At 46.6% G+C, this 20,186-nt stretch carries 17 protein-coding genes; 1 reads left to right on the top strand and 16 read right to left on the bottom strand.

Annotated features, from left to right (window positions below; genetic code table 11):
* Window positions 1-24: 24 nt before the first annotated feature.
* The 14 genes from ACTRWF_RS10745 to ACTRWF_RS10680 all read right to left on the bottom strand — a co-directional run bounded on the left by ACTRWF_RS10745 (window position 25) and on the right by ACTRWF_RS10680 (window position 17,147).
* The gene (locus ACTRWF_RS10745) at window positions 25-1,452 is read right to left on the bottom strand and encodes an aldehyde dehydrogenase family protein (RefSeq protein ID WP_462835535.1); all 1,428 of its coding nucleotides are present in this window, start codon (window positions 1,450-1,452) and stop codon (window positions 25-27) included.
* Window positions 1,453-1,484: 32 nt separating this feature from the next.
* Window positions 1,485-3,125, bottom strand: coding sequence for an acetolactate synthase large subunit (locus tag ACTRWF_RS10740; protein ID WP_020744464.1), 1,641 nt, complete (start codon window positions 3,123-3,125; stop codon window positions 1,485-1,487).
* Between the two features lie 233 nt (window positions 3,126-3,358).
* Window positions 3,359-3,766 carry a DUF4112 domain-containing protein gene (locus ACTRWF_RS10735; protein WP_015068345.1) on the bottom strand — a complete coding sequence of 136 codons (408 nt, stop codon included), beginning with the start codon at window positions 3,764-3,766 and terminating at the stop codon, window positions 3,359-3,361.
* Window positions 3,767-3,859: 93 nt separating this feature from the next.
* Entirely contained in the window at window positions 3,860-4,939 is a 1,080-nt protein-coding gene (hemH, locus tag ACTRWF_RS10730; protein WP_462835534.1) for a ferrochelatase, read from the bottom strand.
* 232 nt (window positions 4,940-5,171) lie between these two features.
* Window positions 5,172-6,773 carry an AbgT family transporter gene (locus tag ACTRWF_RS10725; RefSeq protein WP_015068347.1) on the bottom strand — a complete coding sequence of 534 codons (1,602 nt, stop codon included), beginning with the start codon at window positions 6,771-6,773 and terminating at the stop codon, window positions 5,172-5,174.
* A 295-nt stretch (window positions 6,774-7,068) separates the two neighbouring features.
* Window positions 7,069-7,950, bottom strand: coding sequence for a protease modulator HflC (gene hflC / locus ACTRWF_RS10720; protein WP_015068348.1), 882 nt, complete (start codon window positions 7,948-7,950; stop codon window positions 7,069-7,071).
* Between the two features lie 5 nt (window positions 7,951-7,955).
* The gene (gene hflK / locus ACTRWF_RS10715) at window positions 7,956-9,107 is read right to left on the bottom strand and encodes an FtsH protease activity modulator HflK (protein ID WP_020744468.1); all 1,152 of its coding nucleotides are present in this window, start codon (window positions 9,105-9,107) and stop codon (window positions 7,956-7,958) included.
* A 67-nt stretch (window positions 9,108-9,174) separates the two neighbouring features.
* Window positions 9,175-10,464: a ribosome rescue GTPase HflX gene (gene hflX, locus ACTRWF_RS10710; RefSeq protein ID WP_015068350.1), complete on the bottom strand. Its 1,290-nt coding sequence runs from the start codon at window positions 10,462-10,464 to the stop codon at window positions 9,175-9,177.
* A 17-nt stretch (window positions 10,465-10,481) separates the two neighbouring features.
* Window positions 10,482-10,730, bottom strand: coding sequence for an RNA chaperone Hfq (gene hfq, locus ACTRWF_RS10705; protein WP_014951092.1), 249 nt, complete (start codon window positions 10,728-10,730; stop codon window positions 10,482-10,484).
* 78 nt (window positions 10,731-10,808) lie between these two features.
* Window positions 10,809-11,762, bottom strand: a complete 954-nt coding sequence (gene miaA, locus ACTRWF_RS10700) for a tRNA (adenosine(37)-N6)-dimethylallyltransferase MiaA (RefSeq protein WP_023559964.1) — start codon at window positions 11,760-11,762, stop codon at window positions 10,809-10,811.
* Complete coding sequence (mutL, locus tag ACTRWF_RS10695; RefSeq protein WP_020744469.1) at window positions 11,746-13,572, bottom strand: DNA mismatch repair endonuclease MutL; 1,827 nt, start codon at window positions 13,570-13,572, stop codon at window positions 11,746-11,748. Before mutL ends, miaA begins: the two co-directional genes overlap by 17 nt.
* A gap of 100 nt (window positions 13,573-13,672) precedes the next feature.
* Window positions 13,673-15,016 (bottom strand): N-acetylmuramoyl-L-alanine amidase, encoded by a 1,344-nt coding sequence (locus tag ACTRWF_RS10690; RefSeq protein ID WP_041703639.1) that lies wholly within the window; start codon window positions 15,014-15,016, stop codon window positions 13,673-13,675.
* A 74-nt stretch (window positions 15,017-15,090) separates the two neighbouring features.
* On the bottom strand, window positions 15,091-15,573 hold the full coding sequence (tsaE, locus tag ACTRWF_RS10685) for a tRNA (adenosine(37)-N6)-threonylcarbamoyltransferase complex ATPase subunit type 1 TsaE (RefSeq protein WP_015068354.1): 483 nt from the start codon (window positions 15,571-15,573) through the stop codon (window positions 15,091-15,093).
* Between the two features lie 74 nt (window positions 15,574-15,647).
* Complete coding sequence (locus ACTRWF_RS10680) at window positions 15,648-17,147, bottom strand: bifunctional ADP-dependent NAD(P)H-hydrate dehydratase/NAD(P)H-hydrate epimerase (protein WP_071952934.1); 1,500 nt, start codon at window positions 17,145-17,147, stop codon at window positions 15,648-15,650.
* Between the two features lie 6 nt (window positions 17,148-17,153).
* Between ACTRWF_RS10680 and queG the strand changes: the two genes are divergently transcribed.
* Entirely contained in the window at window positions 17,154-18,296 is a 1,143-nt protein-coding gene (queG, locus tag ACTRWF_RS10675) for a tRNA epoxyqueuosine(34) reductase QueG (protein ID WP_278385962.1), read from the top strand.
* A gap of 43 nt (window positions 18,297-18,339) precedes the next feature.
* Here queG and ACTRWF_RS10670 read toward each other — a convergent pair whose 3' ends face one another.
* Together ACTRWF_RS10670 and hemE are read right to left on the bottom strand one after the other, a co-directional pair.
* On the bottom strand, window positions 18,340-18,984 hold the full coding sequence (locus ACTRWF_RS10670) for a hypothetical protein (protein WP_287149019.1): 645 nt from the start codon (window positions 18,982-18,984) through the stop codon (window positions 18,340-18,342).
* A gap of 24 nt (window positions 18,985-19,008) precedes the next feature.
* Window positions 19,009-20,100: a uroporphyrinogen decarboxylase gene (hemE, locus tag ACTRWF_RS10665; protein WP_015068358.1), complete on the bottom strand. Its 1,092-nt coding sequence runs from the start codon at window positions 20,098-20,100 to the stop codon at window positions 19,009-19,011.
* Window positions 20,101-20,186 lie beyond the last annotated feature (86 nt).

Raw genomic sequence — 20,186 nt, 5'->3', positions numbered from 1 at the left:
TTAATTATCATGGTCGCTTAATTATTAAGGCGTGCGGATCACCATGAGACGGGTTTCTGACATATCTTCTATAGCATAGCGAATACCTTCGCGACCAAGCCCTGAATCTTTAACACCGCCATAAGGCATGTTATCTACGCGCCAGCTTGGTACATCGCCAATAACAACGCCGCCTACTTCAAGCTCATTCCACGCTTGGTGTGCTTTGTAGATATCGCGGGTGAAAACCCCTGCCTGCAGACCATAACGACTGTTATTCACTTCTTTCAGTGCTTCATCGAAGTCATCAAAAGGTACTAGAATAGACAAGGGGCCAAAAGCCTCTTCGGCGCTGGCATCGCAATCTTTCGGGACATTTTCCATCACGGTAGCGTCTAGCATAGCGCCATTTCGCGTACCGCCACAAAGAACTGCCGCCCCTTTGTCTTTCGCTTCTTCAATCCAGCTGTGAAGCCGCTCAGCTTCCCCTTCAGAAATCATAGGGCCAATGAAGGTATCTTCATTCGACGGGTCACCCGACACTAAACCTTTCACTTTCTCAACGTAGCGCGTTTTAAACTCGTCATAAATGTTGCGGTGAACGAGCAGTCGCTGAACACTAATACAGCTTTGCCCTGACTGGTAATAAGCCCCTACAATCACGCGCTCAATAGCGTCTTCGATATCGGCGTCTTCATCAACCACACACGCAGCGTTTCCGCCCAGCTCTAATACTACCGGCTTCTTACCCGCTTTAGCTTTAAGCGCCCAGCCTACATCTGGAGACCCAGTAAAGCTGAGCAGCTTCAGGCGTTCATCTGTAGTGAATAAATCTGCTCCGTCGCGGCTACACGGTAAAATGGAAAATGCACCTTTCGGTAGGTCGGTTTCGGCCAGTACTTCACCAATGATAAGCGCACCAATAGGTGTACGCGAAGCCGGTTTAAGTACAAAGGTACAGCCGGCGGCTATAGCCGGTGCAACCTTGTGGGCGGCTAAATTAAGCGGAAAGTTAAATGGCGATATAAACGAACATGGGCCGATAGGCACTTTTTTCGTCATACCTTGATAACCCTTGGCGCGAGCAGATATTTCTAAGTTGACCGTTTCACCATTTATGCGAACCGACTCTTCTGCTGCTATTTTGAAAGTATCAATAAGACGGGTAACTTCGCCTTTCGCGTCTTTAATGGGTTTACCCGCTTCAATGCAAAGGGCTTTCGCAAGCTCATCAGCGCGTTCGGTAAAGCGCTTAACACAGTGCTCTAACACCGCTTGTCTCTCATAAGGGGCTAGGGCGGCCATGGCAGGTTGCGCCTGCTGCGCAGCAGCAATCGCTTTATCAATAGTGTCAGCATCGGCCACGGCGACTTTAGTGGCTACCTCGCCGGTATATTTGTTTGTTACCTCTAAATCGGTGTTCGCGTACTCAGGCTCACTGGCTAAATAATAGGGATAGCTTTCCTTCAACATCTTTTGACTCCTTACCGTTTCAATACTGTTGCTTAAAGCTTGGCGCTAAGCTCTTTGATTGTGTGATTGAGTGTTTTGTCATTCATGCTGTAATCAACCGGGCAATCGATAATATGCACACCTTTTGTGTTCAAACACTTATCAACCAGATGAATAAGCACATCCGTGTCATCTACTCGCCACCCCTGCGCACCGTAACTTTGCGCATACTTAACGAAGTTGGGGTTGCCGTAGTCCAAACCAAACTCATCAAACTGCATGTTAGCTTGCTTCCACTTAATCATTCCGTACGCGTCGTCACGTAAGATGATCACCACTAGGTCCAGCTTTAGTCGCACAGCGGTTTCGATTTCTTGGCTATTCATCATAAACCCACCGTCACCGCATACGGCTAACACTGGGGCATCGGGTTTGACTAATTTTGCTGCAATGGCAGAGGGTAAGCCCGCCCCCATTGACGCTAAAGCATTATCTAGAAGCAACGTATTGGGGTGGTACGCAGGGTAATTCCTAGCAAACCATATTTTGTAGATACCGTTATCGAGGGTAACAATACCATTATCAGGCATCACTTTACGAATATCGCGAACCAGTCTTTCAGGTAAAATGGGAAAGCGGTTGTCGTCTTCTGCTTCGGCGCGGTGCTCAACATAGGCTTGGTGTACATCTTTGTAGAAGTCTAATTTCCAATCGTCCTGAGGCGTAATGCCTTCTTTAATCTGCCAAATGCTATTGGCAATATCGCCAACGACCTCTAACTGTGGAAAGTAAACAGGGTCGACAGCGGCCGAATCAAAGTTGACGTGTATCACCTTCTTATCGTTGTGATGCATGAAAAATGGCGGCTTCTCTACTACATCATGGCCCACATTGATAATAAGGTCCGCTCTTTCAATGGCGCGATGCACAAAGTCGCCGTCAGAAAGGGCCGTATTCCCTGCAAAGCGAGGATCGCTTTCATTGAGCACGCCCTTACCCATCTGCGTAGTCACAAACGGAATGCAGGTTTTATCAACAAACTCTCTGAGCATCTTCGCAGTGAGTTTGCGATTGGCCCCTGCGCCTATTAGCAGTAGTGGCGACTGTGCTTCTTCAATCATGGAAATAGCTGCAGCAATTGCTTTGTACTCCGCAATTGGTCTGCGCGTCATGCTGGGCGATAAAATTTGCTCGCTAGTTTCCTCGGCAGCAATGTCCTCAGGTAATTCAATATGAACGGCGCCGGGGCGTTCTTCGTGGGCTAACCTAAAGGCTTCACGAACCGTGGAAGGAATTCTGTCGCCACTTACAATTTGATTAGTAAACTTGGTTATGGGTCGCATCATGTCAACAATGTCAATCACTTGGAAGCGACCTTGCTTACTTGTTTTGATCGGTTTTTGGCCTGTGATCATGAGCATTGGCATAGCGCCAAGTTGGGCGTAAGCCGCGGGCGTGACTAAGTTTGTTGCGCCGGGACCTAGGGTCGATAAACACACGCCAACTTTTCCGGTTAGCCTGCCGTAAGTGGCAGCCATAAACCCGGCCCCCTGCTCATGACGGGTGAGTACCAATTTAATTGAGGACGCACGCAAAGACTCTAGTAAGTCGAGGTTTTCTTCGCCGGGGATACCAAAGACGTATTCAACACCTTCAGCTTCTAATGCTTTGACAAATAAGTCGGACGCTTTCATGTACTGCACGCTCCTTGTAAAGAGGTATTTCAATGTATGTGATAGGTTGTTACGACTTCAGCATAAAAAACGATTGGTATTTTTTATGACATTTCTAAGTTACAGGTGGTCTAGGACAATGCCAACCAGTATCGCAGTAATGAGGCTTCATGACCGTCGATTTGATAGGGTAAGTTGTTCAACGTAAGCCAAAGGCGGTAATACTCGCTACACAAGGTAGGTCGAAAACCGGGTTAACGGTTTTCCTCTTCCCATTGGGCGAGTTTGGCTTTCGTGGCCGCATCAACATTGGCTTTATTTTCGCTTATCCACCAGCGTTCCATAATACGCACGTTTTTCTGATTCGCTTTGTAAAACACGTCAACGATATCCCCTATGAAAGGGATAAAGCCTAAGCCAAAGTCGAGGGCCGAATTTTTTACCATTTGCGCGACAAGGGCCTTTGGCATGCCTAACGATTTACCAAGCCAAACAATTCGCAAAGAGACAAATAACATAAGGGCATCACCTGCCCCGGGAATAAGACCTACGATGGAATCGAGGCCTATTCTGATGGGAATAAAAGGGAGTTTAACGGCCGTATCCAATAAGTTAGCAAGCTTTTGCGCTTTAAGTAGTGCCTTCGGTGCTTTTACGTCCACGTCTTAATCTCCCTTCGGTTTTCAGGCCCATGCCTGGGCTAAATTTACCTTGCTTTGTGTCCGCCTTAAGCAACAGAAAGCAGGGTAAGCGAACTATTTTTCAGCGCCTAATGCTCTCGCTAAGCCTGCGCGTAAACCATTGTCTGATTCGACTGTCCAGCCGTGCAAGTTCTCTTGCACAATGTCAAAAAGCACATCGATGTGTTCTTTATCACTGTTAAGCGCCGCGATGTATTCGTATCGCTCACCTCCGGCTTCCATGAAATACTCGCGATTCTCTTCACCGATTTCCTCGATAGTTTCAAGGCAATCTGCGGAAAAGCCCGGACACATCACTTGAATCGACTTCACCCCTTTGCCGGGTAGCGATTTCAATGTTTCGTCAGTATACGGTGTTAACCACTCCTCTCGACCAAATCGAGATTGAAACGTGGTCATATATTCATCGTGTGATAAACCTAACTTCTCGGCTAATAAACGGGACGTTTTATGGCACTCACAGTGGTAAGGGTCGCCATTCATAAGGTAGCGCTTGGGAATACCGTGGTAAGACAATATTAATTTGTCCGCTTTGCCATGGGCTTCCCAGTGCGCTTTAACCTTATTCGCTAACGCAGTAATAAAATTATCACGGTCGTGATAGTGATTGACAAAGCGTAGTTCTGGCAACCAGCGTCTAGAGGTAAAGTCTTTTGCAATGGCATCGAACGTTGAACCTGTTGTTGACGCGCTGTACTGCGGGTAAAGCGGCAATACAACAAGCTTGCGAACGCCCTTGGCTAACATATCTTCAATAGTCTTACCGATGGCAGGGTTACCGTAGCGCATGGCAAAATCTACAATTACATCATCGCCATACTCAGCCTTACAACGTTGTCCAATAGCGGCCGCTTGTGCTTTGGTGATTGCCAAAAGCGGTGAACCTTCTTCGGTCCACACCGTTGAATAAGCTTCAGCAGAGCGTTTAGGACGGAAATTTAAAATAATACCGTTTAGCACAAACCACCAAATGGCTTTAGGCACTTCGACAACCCGAGGGTCAGAAAGAAACTCTTTTAAATAGGGGCGGAGCGCTTGCTTAGTTGGCGCTTGTGGCGTGCCTAAATTTGTGACCAAGACACCGATTTTATCCGCTTGTCCGTGACTAAAGCCTTTGTCCGATTTGTATTTCATCTATTCATAATCCGAGAAGTACTGCGCTATATACGTATTATACTGAATTACCTTAGTTTATGATCGCAAATGACGCCAAAAAAGTGCGATTGCATCAATAGCTTTTAACCATTAAAAAGCGGTAGCTGTTCAGTTTTAAAGAACAGCTACCGCTTCAGATAAGTCGCGTCTATATCAGGTGTTAACGTATAAAGGTTACTTTATAACCTTTAACCGTCAGCCTAACCTCGCTTTAGGGTTGGTAGTAGGTTGCTGCACCAGGCCCAACTGGCATACCAAGTAGGAACACCCAAATATAGAACAAGATTGTCCAACCTACGATGAATACCATGGAGTAAGGCAACATCATTGCGATTAACGTCCCCATACCCAAGTCTTTCTTATATCTTGCAGCCATAGCGAGTATAAGGCCGAAATAACTCATCATAGGTGCGATAACGTTCGTCACCGAGTCACCTATTCGGTAAGCCGCCTGAATAACTTCTGGCGCATAGCCAATTAGCATAAGCATGGGTACAAAGATGGGTGCCGTTACCGCCCACTGGGCTGAGGCACTGCCTAATGACAAGTTCACTACGCCACACATAAGAATAAACAGAATAAACACTGCTGGGCCATCTAATCCTGCTGCCTGCAGCAAGGCGGCCCCTTTAACCGCTAGTACGGTGCCAAGGTTCGTCCACTTAAAAAACGCAACAAACTGGGCTGCGAAAAATACCAGAGTAATATAGAGGCCCATTGCCCCCATACTTTTTGACATGGCATCGATGACGTCTTTGTCGTTTTTCATCGACTTGGTCACTTTACCGTATACAAACCCAGGAATAGCAAAAGTGATGAAGATGAAAGCCACTATCCCTTTAAGAAAGGGGGAACCGGCCACTTCACCTGTTTCTGGATGACGCAGAATTCCATTTTCGGGCACAACCGTTAACGCCAATATTGCACAAACAATAACAAACGATATGCCTGCCCAACGTAACCCTTTTTTCTCAAGATCTGTAGGTGCATCCATCGATTGCTTGCCTAAATCTATTGAGGCTTCAGCGGGGTCGAACGTGCCAAGTCGGGGCTCGACTACTTTTTCCGTCACCAAAGCCCCCATGGTCGCAACCACAAAAGTACTGATAAACATGAAGTACCAATTTACTTCTGGGCCAACCATGTAATCAGGGTCAATCATGTGCGCCGCTGCTTCGGTAATACCGGATAACAGCGGGTCTACCGTACCTAATAATAAGTTTGCACTATACCCTGCCGATACCCCTGCGAATGCTGCCGCGAGCCCTGCAAGAGGGTGACGCCCTAAAGAGTGGAAGATCATGGCCGCAAGAGGTATAAGCACTACATAGCCAAGCTCGGAAGCCGTATTAGAAATAATACCTGCAAATACCACTGCGAAGGTTACTGCACGCTTTGAGGCGTTCATCACAAGAGCACGCATGGCAGCGGAGAGCAACCCTGAGTGTTCTGCTACCGATACCCCTAGAAGGGCAACGAGTACCGTACCTAAAGGGGCAAAGCCGGTAAAGTTAGTGACTAAGCCAGTTACAATACGCTGTAGCCCTTCGGCGCTCATCAGCGATATAACCTCAATCATACCGTCTTCTTCTCTTCCCTTCGCGCCAACAGGACGAGGGTCAGCCACCGCTAAGTCAAAGTATCCAAGTATCCCACTTAGCACCACAATGAAGAGCGAAAGCAGGGCAAATAAGGTAACTGGATGGGGGAGAAGGTTTCCTAACCATTCTACCGTAGCGAGAAATCGCGAGAATAACCCACCTTGTCCGCCCTTATTATCGGCAGACACTGAATTTGTATTTTCCGTTGTCAAAATCTTCCCTCTGTCGTTTATTGACGTCTACTACATCAAAGCTAACGCTGGGAAGGCATCAACTTTGTACTTAAAGAGTGACGTGTTTTAATAGTATTCAGGCGGTATTTTACCCGATTTAGTGAAAATTTGGCAGTCGATAGGGTAAATGAGAGGTTAACCTGCTGTACATTTTCCTATTCGAGCCGCAAAAATAGCGAAAATAAGTGAGTAGGTTCATACGTTTAGCTTTCTTCAGCGCACAAAAAAGCCAGTCTAAAAAGACTGGCTTTTGTTACATCAAACCGGCGTTCGATTAGTTACCTTTAGACTGATTCATGTACTTAAAGAAGTCACTATCAGGCGCAATAACCATAACGTCTTGCTTGCTGTTAAAGCTCTTTTTATATGCGTCCATACTGCGTAGGAAGCTATAAAAATCGGCGTTTTGAGAATATGCATCAGCATAAATCTGTGCTGCAATTGCATCACCTTCACCGCGTAGCTGTCGCGCATTTCGTTCGGCGTCGGCAAGCATTACGGTTACTTTCGCATCAATGTTTGCCTTGATCACTTCAGCTTGCTCTTGACCTTCTGAACGGTGCTCACGTGCTACCGCTGCACGCTCTGCACGCATACGCTGGAAGATTGAATTGCTCACTTCAGTAGGTAAGTTGATTTGCTTAACGCGCACGTCAACAATTTCAATGCCTAGCTCGTCAGACGATGTAGACGCCTGTTCCATTGCTTGGTTCATTAGTGCTGAACGCTCACCAGAAACAATTTGTGCAATAGTACGGGTACCGAACTCTGAACGTAGACCGTTGTTTACTTTTTGTTTAAGTAACGCTTCAGCCTGCAGCTTGTTACCACCCGTTGATAGGTAGTAACGGGCAAAGTCATCAATGCGCCACTTAACGTAAGAGTCTACGATAAGGTCTTTTTTCTCACTTGTTACAAAGCGGTCAGGTGAGCCGTCTAGTGTTTGAATACGCGCATCGAGTACACGTACCGAATCAATAAATGGCAATTTAAAGTGAAGACCTGGTTCAAACACCTTAGTGTCGCCAGTGTCGTCATCTCTTTGAACTTTACCAAACTGAATAACAATAGCTCGCTCGCCTTCTTTAACCGCGAACAGAGAGCCTGATGCGAGTAAAACAAGAAGAACGAATGCTGCAATTAATAAATTCTTCACTGTGCTTATCTCCCCTCTCTGTAGCTATCGCCGCGTAAGCCTGAGGTCGGCGATGAGTTGCGGCTTCTGCCTTCTGCATCAGTCACCGGCGCTTGCAAACCTTCTAGCGTGTTACGAGAACGCGCTTTCGTTGTAGACTGCTGACGCTCCATGATTTTATCTAACGGTAGATACATCATGTTATTGCCGCCTTTGCTGTCCACCATGATTTTGCTGGTGCTGCTTAACACTTCTTCCATCGTTTCAAGATAGATACGCTCACGGGTAACTTGAGGCGCGCGCTCATACTGTGGAAGTAACTCGTTAAAGCGGGCTACTTCACCTTGCGCCTCTAACGTTACCTGCTCTTTATATGCTTGCGCTTCTTCGTTCATGCGATTGACCTGACCACGTGCGCGAGGCTCGATTTCTCTTGCGTAAGCTTCTGCTTCACGAATAAAGCGTTGCTCATCTTCCTGTGCGGCAATGGCGTCATCAAACGCATCTTTTACCTGCTCAGGAGGACGTGCGTCACGGAAGTTCATATCAATAATAGAAACGCCCATGTTATAAGGCTCGATAATCCCCTGAAGTTCTTCCCATACTCGCTGACGAGTCACTTCACGACCGTCTGTTAGTACGTCATCCATCTTCGAGTGACCGACTACATAGCGGATTGCACTGTCTAACGATTGGCTTAGGCTTTGTTCTGGGCTCTCAACGGCAAAGGTCCAACGGTATGGGTCAACAACGCGAAATTGCATTTCCATTTGAACACTTACTACGTTTTCGTCTTCTGTTAGCATTGAACCAGAAGATGATTGGTCGCGGATTGACTGCACGTCAACAGGGATAACTGTATCAACGAAGGTCGGCGCCCAACGAAGGCCGGGTTCTACCTGTTGGTAGTACTCGCCAAAGCGCAGTACAACACCACGCTCTGCTTCACGAATAGTGTAAAAGCCGCTGATAAACCATATCACTACAAGCAAGCCTACTAGAATACCAGCACCGATGCCGCCTAGGCTTTTGCCCGAGCCACCACCGTTACCACCTGACTTTCCAAACTTACCAAATAAGTTTTTAAACACATCGTCTAAATCTGGGGGACCTTGCTCTTTCCCGCCGCGATTCTTCCACGGGTCGTTATTATTGCCACCCGGCTCATTCCAAGCCATGCTGATACTCCATAGATTACTGTTATATTTTTAAATGTCGCATGCTCAATACAGTGATTAGCACTGCTTAATGTCGCACAACATACTCTGATATTCCGTTTTCCAGACGTTTTTCAAGCCTGTTCCAGTCGGCAGCGGGCATTCTTACATCGACTACCCAGTCACCTTGACTGTCGTATTCTTCGCTAGAAATACAGTTTAGTTCGTATAATACGCCGCGCAATCGACTTTGAGCTGGGGGAATCTTTAATGTGTAATTCACCATACTTTTACTCAAACACTCGGTTAAAGCTTGGCTTAACAACTCTGTCCCTTCCCCCGTCTGTGCAGACAACCACACGCGAACGGGCACCCCTTCGTCATTTCTTTCTATACGAGGTTTAACGTCTTCTAGTTTATCAATCTTATTACAGATTAGTAATTGTTGAATATCCCCAGCTTCAATTTCTTCAAGTACGTCGTTTACTTCGTCCATGGTTTCTCGATACTTCGCATCAGCGATATCAACGACATGGAGCAGTAAGTCAGCTTCTTGAGTCTCTTGCAGCGTTGCTTTAAAAGCCGCGACTAAATCGTGAGGAAGGTGTCGGATAAACCCTACCGTGTCGGCCAAAATAGCAGGGCCAACGTCTTTTAACTCGATTTTACGTAACGTGGGATCTAGCGTTGCGAACAGCTGGTCGGCAGCGTAAACGTGAGAGTCGGTAATGGTGTTAAACAGCGTCGATTTACCCGCATTCGTATAGCCAACTAAGGATACCGTTGGAATTTCAGCGCGTTTACGAGAGCGACGACCTTGCTCTCGCTGTTTCTGCACTTTTTCCAAACGACGAAGAATGGCTTTTATACGACCACGAAGTAATCGTCGGTCGGTCTCTAGCTGTGTCTCACCCGGTCCGCGTAGACCTATACCACCTTTTTGACGCTCAAGGTGAGTCCAGCCTCGGATAAGACGCGTTGAGATATGTCTCAACTGGGCTAGTTCAACCTGAAGCTTACCCTCGTGCGTTCGCGCTCTTTGAGCGAAAATATCGAGTATAAGCCCCGTTCTGTCTAACACCCTGCATTTACACACGGCTTCTAAGTTACGCTCCTGGGAGGGAGACAGCGCGTGGTTGAAAATAACAACGTTGGCATCGTGTGCGTTAACTGCCGCTGCTATTTCCTCTGCTTTACCTGAACCAACGAAAAACTTAGCATGAGGAGCGCTGCGCGAAGTAGTAATGACTTCTACCGCGTTCACCCCTGCCGAAGACACAAGCAATTCAAGCTCACTTAAGTCTTCTTTACTGTTCTCGTCGGAAAAATTAACATGAACAAGTACAGCCTGTTCACCGGCTTCATAACGGTCAAACAAGCGCGTTACCTTTTAAATTATTCACCTTTAGTATTTTCAGAATCTCCTGCGCTTGGCATTGTGATAGCGCGTGCTGGAACAACAGTAGAAATTGCGTGCTTATACACCATTTGGCTTACTGTGTTCTTCAGTAGAATAACGAACTGGTCGAATGACTCAACCTGCCCCTGAAGTTTGATACCGTTTACCAGATAAATTGATACTGGTATACGTTCCTTACGCAAAGCGTTTAAGAATGGGTCTTGTAAAGATTGCCCTTTAGCCATTTGATATCCTTAGTTTTTATTATTCGTGATAATAATTACACTACCACTGCACGTCTAAAATATACCACACTCAAACATTTAAAGTGTGACTTTCGCTGTAATTTTAGTCAAATTATCGTTAGCAAATGTGTCTAACCACGTAACCTGCTCCCAGCCCCTTAGCCAAGTCAGCTGGCGCTTTGCGAGTTGTCTTGTGGCGATAATGCCTCTTTCCCGCATTTCTGCGTAACTCAAATGGCCATCTAAATACTGCCACATTTGCCTATACCCTACAGAACGAATAGAAGGTAAATCTTCATGAAGATCACTGCGTTCGTAGAGTTTTACTACTTCTTTCTCGAACCCTTGCTCCAACATCATGTCGAAGCGGGTAGCAATACGGTTGTGCAACACGGCACGGTCTTCGGGCGCGATGGCAAATTGGGCAATGTTGTAAGGGCACTTTTCGCCCTTTTGCTGCTGCCAATAGGTCAACGTTTTGCCGGTGTTTCTATACACTTCAAGCGCTCGAGTAATACGCTGTGGATCGTTAGGGTGAATTCTCTCACCGCTAACTGGGTCTACACTACGCAGTTCGTCGTGTAATTTAGACCAGCCCAAGCGTTGTGCCTGCTGTGTTATTTCATCTCGTATCTTTTCATCTGACTTAGGTAGTGGCGAAATACCATTTATCAAGGCATTGAAGTACATCATTGTACCTCCAGCCAAAATTGGTACCTTGCCACGCGCTAATATATCGCCAATTAAACGATTTGTATCGTTAACAAATTGCGACACTGAATAACTTTCAGCAGGGTCGATAATGTCAATTAAATGATGTACCACTCCTGCGCGCTCTTCGATTGAAGGTTTCGCAGTACCAATGTCCATCCCTTTATACACAAGGGCAGAGTCGACACTGATCACTTCACTTTCAACCTGAGCAGCTATCTCTAGCGCTAAGCCCGTTTTGCCTGATGCCGTGGGGCCCATAATAGCAATCACAGGCAATGCAGAATTTATGCCATCGGACACCTTATTCTCCCCACACATCGAGCACTAAATTCAAGGGGCGCACTTTAGCAAATTGCTCTATAATTTCCCATTGTTTAACTGCGCTTTGCTGATCCAACCAGTACCACAGCGCTTTTGTTACTTCATCGTCTATCAAAGCTTCAGGTAAAGACAATAATTTTAGCGCGCTTTCAAGACTATTAATGGTGTCACCGAACTTCACATTTAGAAGAGATTCAAACCATTTAATCCACGGAAGATGTCGAGTTCCTGCCGGAACCTGCTGTAACCGATATTTTCCCGCAACCTTATTTATTTCAAAATGCGCTTCATTTAGCATCGAAACCAGTTTTTCTTCCACATTATCGAGGGAAACAGCCACTGGCATTAACAAAGGTTGACTGTGCTGTGCTTTTAAAAATAGTTCGCTTAGCCAGATATTTACAACTTTCGTCGCACTAATAAGGTAAATTTTTTCTTCTTTTGGGTAAATTCTGCACAGTGAGGAGAGATTTACACACTCAAGTATTGATGACTCATTCCCGTCGCCGGTCAAATTGTCGCTATTTGGCGTCATCAAAGCATTATAGCTAGACTGATATGCAGCGCTTGGGCCCCTACTTTGTCGCTGAGTTATTCCCCCTGCTCTTACGCCTGAACTCCCAACCCCGCTACTTGCGGTTTTGCCTGACGGTGAATACGATGACGGGTACGCGCTTTGCTCATTAAACGCACGAGTACTACTTTCAGCTTGAGTTTGAAGCGGTCTGATGTAGTCGTGTTCAACTTCATGGGACATAAAGTCACTTTCTAAGTGACGCTTATTATCCATACCTGTCAGGGACGCTTCATCTGTCATCGCATGAAGCGCATCACTGACGGTTTTACAAATGAAGTCATGTACTAACCGCCCTTGCTGGAATCTAACTTCGTGTTTTGCGGGATGAACGTTCACATCGACATCTTTAGGGTCAACGGTTAAGTAGACTACAAAGCTTGGCTGCTCTATAACGCCCCATACGCTCTCGTATGCTTGACGTATAGCGTGCATGATCAGTTTATCCCGCATACCGCGCCCATTAACAAAACTAAACTGGCAGTCATTGCTGCTGCGCAACATCGCTTCATTACCTAACCACGCATCAATTTGAAGACCTTCGTAAGCAGCATGAATGTGCACCGCGTTTTGAATGAACTTTTGCCCAACCACAGCACCGATTCGCGTGGTTAGACTCCCTTCTTTATCAGCGATAAACCGTTTCGCCACTTTGTCGTTATGTTTCAACACAAAAGATACGCTAGGGTAACTTAACGCGATACGTTTAATTACCTCTTCGATGTGCTGAAATTCGGTTTTTTCAGTGCGCAAAAACTTGCGTCTAGCAGGTGTATTATAAAAAAGGTCCGCCACATCAATCGTTGTTCCCACGGGGTGTGCGGCGGGCTGTATATTTACTGCCATCTCACGGCCTTCGCAATACGCTTGCCACGCTTCTGTTTGTGCTTGCGTACGCGATGTAAGCGTTAGCCGGCTTACCGAACTAATACTAGCAAGGGCTTCTCCACGAAAACCCAAAGATAAAATTTGCTCCAAATCATCTAGCGTCGTAATTTTGCTGGTTGCGTGGCGGCTTAGCGCCAGCTGTAGTTCATTTTTCTCGATTCCAGAGCCGTTATCTTTAATACGAATTCGCTTGTGGCCACCTTTCTCAATGTCTATTTCTATCTTTGTTGCGCCAGCGTCTAGGCTATTTTCCAACAGCTCTTTAACCACAGATGCGGGGCGTTCTACTACTTCACCTGCGGCTATTTGGTTGGCTAATTGTGGAGATAAAAGCTGTATAGGCAAAGGGCTACCCTATTGATATTGGCTGAATAGATATATGGTGACTTAAAATGTAATTGCGTAAGCAAAAGGGGGCTTTCCCCTCAACCACGCCCGCGCCAGGCTATGTTCGAGGGATATTTAACACCTGCCCAACACGCACAACATCACTTGAAAGATCGTTTGCAGCTTTTATGCTACTTACCTTTACGTTGTAGCGCTGCGCCAATAAAGAAAGCGACTCTCCGCTTCTTACTTTATGCCGCCTGTTGTTCGATCGTTCTTGAGCCCATAGTGTACCATCAGGCGGAACTTGCTTGAAGTAACGCTTGGTGGCTTTGAACATTGCATTAGCCAAACGCTCGCGATGTTTTGACCAATTTAGGTTCTTTTCTTCTTGAGGATTAGAAATAAAACCAACTTCCACCAATATTGATGGGATATCTGGAGCCGTTAACACAGCGAAGCTAGCAGCTTGGGGCTTTCTTTTGTGAAGGCTCGTCACTTGTTTTAGCTCTTCTACTACCTTATTACCTAAGTCGTGGCTAGTCGCCATACTGTGATCCATTGATAGGCCGAGTATGGTTTCAGTGAGATAACGTTCACTCGACTTATCATTTATGACTTCTGCAGCCCCGCCGAGTAACTCAGAATGGCGTTCGGATTTTTCTAGCCATCGCCCTAATTCGGTATCAGCACGGCGCATTGAAAGCACCCATACCGAACCACCGCGCGGTTGAGGTTGGCTAAACGCATCCGCGTGAATAGAAATAAGCAGGTCCGCTTTTTTCTCTCGCGCTATTTCAGGGCGTCGATTAGGAGAAATATAGTGATCACCGCTTCTCGTCATGATGGCGCGCATTCCACGCTCTTTGTTTATCATGCTTTCAAGCTTTTTCGCTATGCTAAGGGTGATATGTTTCTCGTATGTACCCGCAGGCCCTACTGAGCCCGGATCGTGACCGCCATGGCCAGCATCTATAGCAACAATGATATCCCTATCCCGGGCGCTGCTTGAGTCATCCATAACGACGGTGCCCGTTGACGCCGCACGTGTAGGTGCTTTCGATGAGCCCTTATCGGGTAAATCAACCACAAGCCTGTGACCGAGTGCTCCCTGAGGCGCGACAGCGAATATAGAAGGTTTTGTATTGCGGTTTAGCTCTACCACTACCCTTGCAGATGAAGGTTTTTTCGGCGTTGAATAGCGAAGCTTTTTAATAAGATCGCCGCTATTCGCTACACCTGATAGTTTGGTTGAATTGCTGGTGTTCTTTAAATCAATAACCAGTCGTAGCGGATTTTTAAGCGTGAAATAGCTAAACTCAGGCTCGGCTTTCATATCGAAAACAACGCGAGTATTGTCAGGCGACGGCCATATTCTTACTCCGTCGATGTTATTTTGCGCGCCGTGTGCGAATTGCACCACGAAACACAATAATAATACCGAAACTATACTGCGCACCATAATTAGCCTTTGTATTCTTGTATTGCCGCCCTCGTAAACCCCGGAGCGACTGTTATTTTTAGTTATCTTTTGCGCTATACGCGCTTGCACTGCTGGAGTATCTTTGCACCGTGTACACTTTTAGCGTCCAGACTGAACTGCCTTCCAGATGGAGTAATATTTATACTAATCACTAAGTCAGGCGTTGCCAAGTATTCCCCGCCTTTTTCAGACCATTCGATAAGCGCAATGGCACCAGAACCAAAATAGTCTCTAATACCCATAAACTCGAGCTCTTCAGGGTCGGCTAAGCGATATAGGTCAAAGTGATAAATATTGACGTCATCCAACTCATAAGGTTCAACCAATGTATACGTTGGACTTTTAACGCTGCCTGAATGACCTAAAGATTGAATAAAATAGCGGCTAAACGTGGTTTTACCTGCACCTAAATCGCCATTTAGGTAAATAACGGCGTGAGCCGGGAGTTGACTTGAAACGGCTTGCGCTAAGTCTTTGGCAAGCTGCGCGGTATCGTCTAATTCATTAGCAAAAAAAGAGGTGTGCGGGTAAGACATCAACAATATTCCACAGTAATTGTAAGCCGAAAAACACAGTAGATGCCTGCCCGTTTAAGACAAAACCACGCTAACTAGTGGTTTATTAATGCACGTACTGCGTCAAACAAATCGCTCGCTATCATACCACGTTGACCATAGAGTTGGGCAATATCATCTCCCGCTTTCGCGTGCAGCACTACGCCGTATTTTGCAGCAATATCTGTTTCTACACCTTGAGCGAGCAATGCCCCTAAAATGCCACTTAACACATCTCCACTTCCCGCGGTAGCCATCCCCGGATTACCATGACGGCAAACCCAGGTTTTCTTTTCGTTATCAATAAGCGTACCCGCCCCTTTTAGCACGCAGACGGCGTGGTAACGCTGTGAACACTGCCTTGCATAGTTAAACCGGTCGCTTTCTACGTCATCGATAGAAACACCCAGTAAGCGTGCGGCTTCACCTGAATGAGGAGTAAGGATACTGTCTGACAATGTATAAGCCGTCGACTGCTTACACAGTAAATTTAACGCGTCGGCATCGATAACAACCGGCTTATTTTTGCTTTGACAGTGCTTCATTGTGGTTTCAAAGACGGTTTCAGCCCATTCATCTTGACCTAAACCTGGCCCAATAACCACACAGGTTGCCCACGCGAGCGCATCTTCTAAATTATAGTCAGTCACCATCAACTCGGGGCGCCCTGCACTAACCTGAACGACCGACGATTCATGGGTATACACGCGAACCATACCCGCACCACTTCGCAACGCCGCTTCACTGGCTAGGCGGATAGCGCCTGCTGTACCGCGGTTACCACCAATGCACAATAGTCTTCCGTAGGTTCCCTTGTGGCTATTTATATCGCGCGGCCCCATGCCTTTGAAGTGCTCAATGTTGAGCATGGTTGCACTCGCCTTCGCGAGCGCCTGAAACGCTTTGCCAATACCCAAGTCGGCATAAACCAGCTTGCCGCAAGACTGTTTACCTGCACCTGTGACAAGCCCTGGCTTGATACCTACAAAGGTCACCGTAACATCAGCCTGTACACACCGGCCCAAACTCTGCCCGGTATTAGCATCTAAGCCAGAAGGCACATCCACACTCACAACGGGGGTTGCTGATGCGTTCACCGCATCAATAACATCGGCAAATTCGTTGCGGATATAACTATTGATACCCGTGCCAAGAAGAGCGTCTATCACTACATCCGCTTTTTCTAATAAAGCAGGTTCGAAACCATCAATACTGCCTCCCGAGTCAAGCCAGCGCTGCTGCGCCGTACCGGCATCCCCTTCAAGCGTACGCTGTGGCTCTACCGCACAAAGATGAACTTGCTTACCCGCAAGTTTGGCGTTAATTGCTGCAATATAGCCGTCTCCGGCGTTGTTTCCTTGGCCTACCAATACTAAATAGGTATCCGAATTTGGCATCAGCTCTAAGCATTGCTTAAATACTACGTCCCCTGCCCGTTGCATCAAAGTAAACATATCGCAGCCAGAGTCTGCAGCAGCTTGCGCTTCATTTTCTCTAACCTGATCGGCCCGAAATAGTTTGTATGATAAACTTGACGTTAATTGAGTATCTAGCATAAGCAAATGTCCGAAATTAATTCTATCGACCTTCGTGAATTAACCAACAATATCAAGGCTTGGGGTACAGCGCTAGGCTTTCAGCAGGTTGGCATCAGTGATATTGATCTACATCAGCATGAAGCCCACCTTCAAGCCTGGTTAGACAAGGGGTATCACGGTGACATGGCTTATATGGAAAGCCATGGAATGAAGCGTGCTCGGCCCGCTGAGTTAGTGCCTGGCACGTTAAGAGTTATCAGTGTTCGCATGAACTACCTCCCTCCTGATGCGTCGTTCGCTCAACATTTAAAAGCGCCCCACATTGGCTATATTAGCCGCTATGCACTAGGCCGCGATTATCACAAGGTGTTAAGAAAACGATTAAAACAGCTAGGTGAGAAAATTACCGCTTCTCTTGCAAGTACTCAGTACCGCCCTTTTGTGGATTCCGCCCCCGTACTAGAGCATGCTATCGCTGAAAAAGCCGGTATAGGGTGGACCGGCAAACATAGTCTTACGCTCAATAAAGAAGCGGGCTCGTGGTTCTTTCTAGGGGAGCTTTTTATCAATGTGCCGCTCCCTGTGGACTCGCCAATTGAAGAAGGCTGCGGTAGCTGCACAGCCTGTTTAACTATTTGCCCCACTAACGCTATTGTCGAGCCTTATAAGGTAGACGGACGTAAATGTATTTCGTACCTTACTATCGAGTCTGATAAAGACATACCAGAAGAACTCAGACCCTTGATGGGCAACCGCATATACGGCTGTGATGATTGTCAGCTAGTGTGCCCTTGGAATCGGTTTGCTAACATTACCGAAGAGGAAGACTTCCACCCTAGAACAGTGCTTCATGGCCAAAGCTTAAATACATTATTTAGTTGGTCAGAGGAAACCTTTTTACAAAGCACCGAAGGCTCACCGATAAGGCGTATAGGCTATCAAAAATGGCAGCGTAATATTGCTGTTGCACTCGGTAACGCGCCTTACAACGAAGAAAGTATTCAGTTGTTAAAAGAAAGGCATGGCACGGTGAGTGAGTTGGTAGACAGACACATTGATTGGGCATTGCAGCAACAACAAAAAAAACAGACGGCCTATGAAGCGCAAAACCGACAGCAGCAGCGACTCATTCGAGTGATTGAGAAAGGTTTGCCGAGAGACGCATAATTGACGTATTACGCATCAAAGCTCTACGAGGAAGGCAACCGCTTTAACCGGCAGAAGCGACCTTTTGCTTTAGCTCTGCCTGCATATTTTCTTTGTACTTCAAATTAGCGTTAGGCTGATGCTGAGCGGCAAAAGAAACGTTAAGCTTCAAACCGCGCTGGGCTAATTGAGTAGAGACAATAGGCGAACCGAATTGCCACCATGGCTCTTGCTCAAGAGCTTTGATAACTAAAAAGAGCTCCGTTTCAGAACCATCGTACTCACCGACAACTTCGCAAAGGCCGCTGCGGCACGTTACCGAGTTTAAAACAAAAAGCTCATTGTTTGGGGGGAGGGCAAAAAACGTAGCAAGCGAGCCTTCAGTTTCTGCGTAGAAAGCAGCGGGCGCTTTTGAGGAGGAATCATTTTTTCCTGCTCGCATCGCCTCCCTAGCTTGGCTTTGTGCAAGTTGGCTGTCTTTACTTTTGTCCGCTGCTGTGTTGCCGGTTGTTGTGTTTCCCGTAGCCAGTTTAGCGGCTGGCTTAATAACTTTCAGCTCGCTCGTTTCCGTGGCGCGAGAGCGCGCTAACACTGTGGTTAGTCGCGCCTTATCTGCATTGGATTCGCTAAGTTGATGTTGATAGCCAGAGAATTTATACCCTGCTATTAACGCAAACGCTATTAGCAATATCACAAGCCACGTTTTCATTAAGCTTCCTTTATTACGGTTTGCTTATTTGTGATATTGCTTACTTAATTCGTGAACTGCATTTACGAATACGCCGGCATTCTCAGGCGGAACATCTAAGTGGATGCCGTGTCCTAAGTTAAATACATGACCACTGCCTTCGCCGTAACCCTCTAGAATTGAAGCCACTTCTTGCTCTATTCTTTGAGGCTGTGCATATAACATAGACGGGTCCATATTGCCTTGTAGCGCCACCTTATCACCAATACGTGCACGGGCTTCTTTGATATCGATAGTCCAATCTAAGCCAACTGCATCACAGCCTGTTGCTGCGATAGACTCTAGCCACATGCCACCGTTTTTAGTAAACAGTGTTACTGGCACTTTGCGGCCTTCATTTTCACGAGTTAGACCACTTACAATACGCTCCATATATTGAAGCGAGAATTCTTTGTAATCGCGAGGTGATAAAACGCCACCCCATGTATCAAAGACCATGACCGATTGCGCACCTGCCGCAATTTGTGCGTTAAGGTACTCGGTAACCGAATCGGCGAGCTTTGCTAATAGCGCATGAAGCGTGGCAGGCTCAGCAAAGGCCATCTTTTTAATTTTAGTGAATGCTTTACTAGAGCCACCTTCAATCATGTAGGTTGCGAGCGTCCATGGACTTCCCGAGAACCCGATTAGTGGCACCTCACCTTTCAGTTCGCGACGAATAGTTCTAACCGCGTTCATTACATACTGTAATTCGCCTTCTGGATCTGGAAGACCAATTTTGTCTACATCAGCTTTGCAGGTGATAGGATTCTTAAAGCGCGGGCCTTCACCCGTTTCGAAGTAAAGACCTAGTCCCATGGCATCGGGAATAGTCAAAATATCAGAAAAAAGAATGGCTGCATCAAGGGGAAAACGACGCAAAGGTTGAAGCGTAACTTCACACGCAAGTTCAGCATTTTTACAAAGCGACATGAAATCACCCGCCACCGCGCGAGTTGCTTTGTATTCAGGAAGATAACGCCCAGCTTGTCGCATCATCCATACAGGTGTGACATCTACCGGCTGTTTAAGTAACGCACGTAAATAGCGATCGTTCTTTAACGCGGGTTTATCAACACTGGGGACATTTTGCGACATATAACTCACCTGAATAACTGAAGATAATAGAGCGCCGAAGTATACCAGCATTATCTAAAAGGTGCGCTAAAACCTGTATTAAAAAA

This window comes from Alteromonas sp. G5_S2_22_S1, assembly GCF_054968525.1.
Note: the sequence above shows the minus strand (reverse complement) of the source record. Positions and strands in the feature narration are given on the sequence as shown.